Origin of the sequence: Anaerococcus sp. Marseille-P9784, assembly GCF_902500265.1 — a bacterium.
GTDB lineage: Bacteria > Bacillota > Clostridia > Tissierellales > Peptoniphilaceae > Anaerococcus.
Genome location: NZ_CABVOZ010000003.1, coordinates 540,942 through 547,786, shown reverse-complemented (window position 1 = coordinate 547,786; position 6,845 = coordinate 540,942). Strand labels below are relative to the sequence as shown.

Sequence of the window (6,845 nt, the reverse complement as noted above, 5' to 3'; positions counted from 1 at the left end):
AACTTGAAATAGGTACAGTTTATGCTGGAGAGTTTGGAATTAGCCTTTTTTCAAATATAGATAGGTATTCTCTAGAGGATTCAAAGCTAGAACTTTTTTATAATCAAGAACTAGAAAATAAAAAGATTGAAACTATACCAATGGGAATCTTTGATGTTACTGAGGCAAATAGGTCTAAGAAAATTTTAGAACTAAAAGGCTATGACTATATGCTTAGATTTGATAAGAATTTCCCAGTGACAAATACCTTTGGTACAGCTTTTGAATTACTAAGTCTTTCATGTGATAAGTGCAAGGTAGAACTAGGAATGACGGAAGATGAGGTAAAAGCTTTTGTAAACGGTGAGGAAGTTTTGGCAATATATCAAGACCATGATATTGAAACTTACAGGGACTTTATTCACTATATAGCATCGACCCTTGGGGCTTTTGCTGGGGTCTCCCGTGATGGTAAATTGGTTTTAAAAAGGTATGCAGAAGGTATATCCACTGAAATTAAAACGAGAGAAAGATTTTCTTCATCAATCTCAGATTTTAAGACAAGATATACAGCCATAAACTCAACAAATGCCAAGACTAAAATAGCTGAATACTACTCTTTAGAAAATGATGATGGACTAACTATGAACCTAGGGATAAATCCACTTATGCAATTAGGACTTCCAGAAAAAAGAAAAAGAATGTGTGAGGTTCCTATTAACGAAATTTGTAATATTCATCACACACCTTTTGACATGGTAACTATAGGAGATCCAAGCCTTGATGTAGGAGATAGGATAGCTATTTCGTATGCAGAAGAAAAGATTGAAGGGCTTATTACTGATATCGAATACAAGATAAATGGTAAGCATAGAATTCTTGGTGTAGGGAAGAACCCATACTTATCTAGGGCTAAAAGCAAGAATGATAAGAATATAGTAGGACTGTTAAATCAAATTGAATCTGAAAAATTAGTAGTTCATGCCTATTCAAACTATTCTGCCTTTAATCTTTCCATAACGGATACACCAATAATTCGTATAGAATTTGCCTCCAATAAAGAAACGGAGGCAATTTTTAATGCATCTATCTTGTTAAATATCATCTGTGATACCGAAGAAAAGACAAGAAAGATTTCAAGGAGTGTCAAGAAGCAAGTAGAGGTATTAAATAAAGATGGAAAATCCTATGATCCTCCAAAGTATGAAGAAAAAGAGGAAGTAGAAGAATTAGACTTTATTGAAAATATAGAAATACCAACAAGGATAGTTATTACCTATATTTTTAATGATACAAAAATAGAACATCACATTCCAAAAGAAACCTACTTAAGTGGCGACCACATTCTAAATCTTTTCTATCCATTAACTAAACTTCAGGAAAAGACTATGAACAACTTTTCAGTGCTTATAAGGATTGAATCAGGTCAAGCTATGATAGGTAAAGATAATGCTCTAGCAGCTATCTCTGGTCAGTCTCTTGGCTCTACAGCATCATGGGATGGAAAGATTAAGGTTGATGAATCTTGGAAAAGGATAAAAATTCAAGACCATTTAATTTTACGAAAAATAGTAGGAATTTATAACTTAGAAAGACAAGTTCCTAGAGCTTTGTTATTTAATGAAAAGATTAATAGATTTAAAAATTTAGAATTCACTATAAGAAATATTAAGGAAGATTCATTTATAGAAATTAAAGATAAGGAGGAAGAAGAAAATGCTGAAGGGTAAATCCATAATAGAATTGATAGATGTAAAAACTCATAAAAAAGAAGTTTATGAAGACGAAAATCTGGTTACAAATGCAGTTCCAGATTTATTAAGGTTAAATCCATCTGGTCTTATGTTTCCAATTCAATCGACTTCAACTAAATTTGAAGAGGAGATATTCCCAATTGCTAATAAGTGTTATGGTGGAATTCTACTATTTGAAGATAAATTGGAAGAAGATCCAGCAAAATATATCGTACCATCTACTAATAAGATAATTGGGTACGCTTCAAATGATGTAAATTCTACTGATTCACAAATGAGGGGTTCGGCAAATCTTAATGAATCAACACCACTTGAAAATGGATATAAATTTGTTTGGGATTTCTCAACATCACAAGCAAATGGCAGAATATCTTCTTTAGCACTCACACATTATAGAGGAGGCACTAACTTTTATGGAGATATTTATGGAAAAGGAAATAATACGATAAAATTGAATAGTGTTAGTAGAGATGTTGGCAATGAAGTGTTAAGAATCTATATAGGTATGGTAGAAGCAAATCCATTGACTAATACATTCACTTCAATATGGCCATTGATGAATAAGACTTTAGAGATTGTTAAATTTAAAGAAGCAATTTCAAGTGTGGGATTGAATGATAAGATTAGTCGTGAATGTTTTCAAAAAATAGAAAAGCTAACTTTAGATATACAGGATTTCTATAAGGATGTTCGTAGTTTTTATCAAGAGTATAGTGCTTTCTTTGATGGAGAAGATGGGTACTATTATGGATTTATACTCGGCGAATCTTCAAATAATAAAAATACAAGATTGAATAGAATAAAAATAAAGAAAGAAGATTATTCTTTTACAATAGATCATTGGACTATCGAGGACCTTAGACTCACCAACGTTGGTTCATATCCGAGTAATGATGACTATGGAGCATATAGAAGAACTAATAGTTTGATAAAAGATGGATATCTTTATACAATTAATACTTCAAAAACAATCATAATAAAAATAAATATAAATAATCCCATTGATATAAAAGAAATAGATCTAGGTTTTAAATCTAATTTTGAACCTGATTCTGATAGTTATTCTTGCCTATATAAATATGGAGATTATATTATAGGTTCTGATTTTGTTATAGATAAAAATGACAATGTATTGAGGACTAAATCGTCTTATTTTTACAGACTCATGACGCCTTTTATTGAGTATGGAACATTTATCATTGGGTACGGATCATATGTAAGAGATAACTATAGGTCATTATACAAGATGCTTTATTTAATGACACCTTATCTAGGAACAATTAATAACCTATCAAGTCCAATATTAAAAACGGCTGATAAGACAATGAAAATAACTTATACATTAACTGAGGAGGAATGAAATGAACAAATTCTTTGAAATACTAAAAGTATGCTTTACAGCTATTGGAGGATGGTTGGGATTTTATCTTGGAAGTGTAGATGCTTTTATATACACACTACTTGCTTTTGTAATAGCCGACTATTTGACTGGAGTATTAAGAGCAGGGGTCGAAAGAAAGCTGTCTTCATCCATAGGTTTTAAAGGGATAGCTAAAAAGATTATGATTTTTATAGTTGTAGGCATAGCAAATCTATGCGATGTAAATTTAATTAAAGGTGATGGAACAATGATAAGAACAGCCATCATCTTTTTTTATATAGCAAATGAGGGACTTTCTATTTTAGAAAATTCTATAGCTTTAGGTTTGCCAGTACCAGAAAAATTAAAAGATATATTAAAACAATTTAAGGAGGAAAATAAATGAGTAATAGTTCATTAGTACAATCTACAATTCTTTCGCCTAACCATAGTGGAAGAAGGAATCAAAAGATTACTAAAATAGCTATACACCATGCTGCTGGAGTTATAAATGGTAGAAATCTTGCTGGAGTATTTGTGCCAAGGTCAAGACGTGCATCAGCTAACTATAACTTAGGATCCGATGGAGTCATTGTTTTAGGAGTTGATGAATCTAACAGAGCCTGGACAACCTCATCTTCCTGGTGTGACAATAGAGCGGTAACTATTGAAGTAGGTAACTCTACGAAAGGGCCTCAGTGGTTAGTTTCTGATTACGTTTTAAATAGACTAATTGATTTGGTGACAGACATCTGCAGAAGAAATGGAATCTATCCTTGTACCTATACTGGAGGCAAAGATGGTGTCCTTCAAAAACACGAATGGTATAAAAACACTAATTGTCCAGGACCATATCTTGGTAGCAAGTTTCCATATATAGCAAGTGAAGTTAATAAAAGACTAAGAGGCGATAAGACTGTTAGCAAACCAACAAGTGGATTATATAGAGTTAGAAAATCTTGGTCAGATACCAAAAGTCAGAAAGGTGCATTTAAGAATTTAGATAATGCTAAAAGATGTGCCGATAGATTCAGATTAAAAGTTTTCAATGACAATGGCAAGATAGTTTATCCAGTTGGAAAGACAATCGACCAATTAGCTAGAGAAGTTATAAGTGGAAAATGGGGAAATGGAGAAGAAAGAAAAAGAAGGTTAACTAATGCTGGATATGATTATTATGTTATTCAAAAAAGAGTAAATGAATTAATTTAATACAATAATTAAAGCCTGATAGATTTCTAATTTAGAAGTTTATCAGGCTTTTGCTTTTTTAAAAATGATAAAACCCTATTTTCGACCAGTGTATTGAAATTAATTATCTACTGAGTCAAAATAAAACTGACTGTAGCGTCGGAATTATTTACTGACAGGAGATAAAGTTTTGAATGATAAAAAATTGAAAGTAGGAGAAAAAAGCAAGTTAGTCGCATAAACTATTAAAAGTGTTGCCTCAAAAAATGTAAGCATATGAGGCTTGTTTGCTATGAATATTTTTAAGTTTTGTGACTTAAAAATTTTTTAAAAAATTTTAAAAAATATCTATTGACTTCCTTAATTGGACTACAAAAGAATGATTAGCTAGCAAACATTAAGCAGGTTTTAAATCTAAAATTATTAAGTCATAAAATTATGAGTTTGCAATATTGAACTTGACAAAAAATAAAAATAAAGGTAACACTGATAACAGTGTTATCAAGTCGAAAAAAGGGGGTGAATTTTGGTGGTTAGAAATAATTATGATGAGACCCATGAAAAAATACTAGAATGTGGAAAAAGACATTTTCTTAAGTATGGGTTTGAGAAATCTAGTTTGAGAGATATATGTAAAGATGCGTGTGTGACCACAGGGGCTTTTTACCGTCATTTTGATAACAAAAATGAATTGTTTGAGGCGATTGTTTCACCGGTTGCAGATAAAATATTTTCAAATTTTTTCGATTATGAGAAAGAATCAATCGATAGTATTAAGACGAAACATAATGAAAAGGTCTCTCAGGTTCATGTTGATGGAACAATTGAAACTGCCTTGTTTTTATTTGATAACAAAGAAATATACTCGTTGATAATTAATGGATCATATGGAACATCTTATGAAAATTTTCTTGAAAAATTGACAAAAATGGAGGATGATACAAGGATTAAAATGCAAGAAATTTCTTTGGAAGCGGGTATTTCTTCAGAAAGGATTAGTGATAAAGGATTTCATATTATTAATCATGCTCATTTTTTGGCATTGACTGAGGCTGTATTGCATTCAGAAAGTAAGGAAGAACTGTTAGAAAACGCAAGACTTGTTTCTTGTTTTTTTTCAGAAGGTTGGAAAAAAGTTCGAGGGTATTAGGAGGGATATTTTTTTAGACAAAAGATAACAGTGTTAGCATACACTGTTATCATAGCTCTGTTTGCTCTGTTGAGTAAACTTGGATTTCATATTCAATCTATAAAATTTAGGAGGATATAAAAAATGAATAATGAAAAACAAAACAAATTGAAGATGAGAGATATTATTACATTATCTATATTTAATATAGCTATGATTGTAATAATGCTTGCTACTAAAATGTGTACTATGATGTTAACAACACCTGCATTTGACTATCTATTTTATGTAGGTATTATGGGATTACTTTGTGGACCTATTTTTGTAGCAATGTCAAATAAAGTTGCTAAAAGAGGAACATATTTAATTACAGGAATATTCGGAGGATTATTTATAACGGTTATGGGATCTCCATGGTTTTTGCCTGTAATGATTGTAGTAGGAATTATATGCGAAATAATTATGATAGGGGAGAATACTTATAGAAATCCTAAAAGGAATGGTATCACATATTCAATATACTGGGCGTTATATGCCCTTGGCAGTGCGATACCTATGTTTTTCTTTAAAGAACAGTATTTAAATAGTTTAAAAGCGAGCTACTCAGATGAAGGTATTAAAACTCTGGTTAGATTTTATGGTTCGTGGGATATGCTTTTATTGATCACTGTAATAACAATTACATTATCTATTATTGGATTTATAGTGGGACAAAAACTTTTGAAAAAACATATAAAAAAGGCAAAGCTAATATAAATGGAAAAATTAGATAATAGAACATATATTATCTTATTAGCAGTATCATCAATATTCTGGTTCTTGTTTAACAAAAACATTCAAATACATTTAAGTGTTGCACTAAATGCATTACTTTTAGTGTATATAAAAGAATATAATAAGGCTATTAAATTCGTTATAACTTACCTTACTATGGTTATATTGGCTGGTTTGTTTGCGAACAAGATAGCCTTAATGTACATTATTCTGAATATGTTAGCTCGTTCAATTCCTTTAGTAATGGTAGTTACATGTATTGTTGTGGGAAACTCAAGTGAACTTATGTTAAGTTTACAGAAAACAAAGGTTCCTAAGGCCATAATAGTAATGATTTGCATCCTTATACGATTTTTCCCAGTATTAAGTAAAGAAAACATAGCAATTAGAAATGGAATGAAAGCTAGGGGGTTATTTAGTAATTGGAAAGATTTTATGAGAAATCCTTTTTTGGTATATGAGTGTTTTATGGTACCACTAATCATAAGATGCATAAAATTATCAGATGAGTTGGGAGCTACGGCAGAGTTAAGGGGATTAAATGCAGATATTAGTAGGTCATGCATATATGAGGTGGATTTTGGCCTAAATGATTTATTTGTAATTGTTTTGTATGGAGCTGCTATGGGATTAATATATTTTAGATTGCAGGTGTAAT

7 protein-coding genes are annotated in these 6,845 nt (G+C 30.9%); all 7 read left to right on the top strand.

Annotation, left to right across the window (positions count from 1 at the left end):
• Window positions 1-1,709 (top strand): hypothetical protein (locus GAN53_RS09270; RefSeq protein WP_151410760.1); only part of this gene is annotated, 1,709 nt, incomplete at its 5' end.
• Window positions 1,696-3,093, top strand: a complete 1,398-nt coding sequence (locus tag GAN53_RS09265; protein WP_151410759.1) for a hypothetical protein — start codon at window positions 1,696-1,698, stop codon at window positions 3,091-3,093. The genes GAN53_RS09270 and GAN53_RS09265, both read left to right, overlap by 14 nt.
• 1 nt (window position 3,094) lies before the next feature.
• On the top strand, window positions 3,095-3,499 hold the full coding sequence (locus GAN53_RS09260; RefSeq protein WP_151410758.1) for a holin family protein: 405 nt from the start codon (window positions 3,095-3,097) through the stop codon (window positions 3,497-3,499).
• On the top strand, window positions 3,496-4,305 hold the full coding sequence (locus GAN53_RS09255; protein WP_151410757.1) for an N-acetylmuramoyl-L-alanine amidase: 810 nt from the start codon (window positions 3,496-3,498) through the stop codon (window positions 4,303-4,305). The genes GAN53_RS09260 and GAN53_RS09255 overlap by 4 nt, the downstream gene beginning before the upstream one ends.
• 508 nt (window positions 4,306-4,813) lie before the next feature.
• Window positions 4,814-5,434, top strand: a complete 621-nt coding sequence (locus GAN53_RS09250; RefSeq protein WP_151410773.1) for a TetR/AcrR family transcriptional regulator — start codon at window positions 4,814-4,816, stop codon at window positions 5,432-5,434.
• Window positions 5,435-5,557: 123 nt separating this feature from the next.
• Complete coding sequence (locus tag GAN53_RS09245; RefSeq protein ID WP_151410756.1) at window positions 5,558-6,169, top strand: MptD family putative ECF transporter S component; 612 nt, start codon at window positions 5,558-5,560, stop codon at window positions 6,167-6,169.
• Entirely contained in the window at window positions 6,170-6,844 is a 675-nt protein-coding gene (locus GAN53_RS09240; protein ID WP_151410755.1) for an energy-coupling factor transporter transmembrane component T family protein, read from the top strand.
• Window position 6,845 lies beyond the last annotated feature (1 nt).

Bases quoted from the DNA above. Each gene is read 5' to 3' on its own strand.
- GAN53_RS09240 (WP_151410755.1), top strand. From the start codon at position 6,170: ATGGAAAAATTAGATAATAGAACATATATTATCTTATTAGCAGTATCA.
- GAN53_RS09255 (WP_151410757.1), top strand. From the start codon at position 3,496: ATGAGTAATAGTTCATTAGTACAATCTACAATTCTTTCGCCTAACCAT.
- GAN53_RS09265 (WP_151410759.1), top strand. From the start codon at position 1,696: ATGCTGAAGGGTAAATCCATAATAGAATTGATAGATGTAAAAACTCAT.
- GAN53_RS09245 (WP_151410756.1), top strand. From the start codon at position 5,558: ATGAATAATGAAAAACAAAACAAATTGAAGATGAGAGATATTATTACA.
- GAN53_RS09260 (WP_151410758.1), top strand. From the start codon at position 3,095: ATGAACAAATTCTTTGAAATACTAAAAGTATGCTTTACAGCTATTGGA.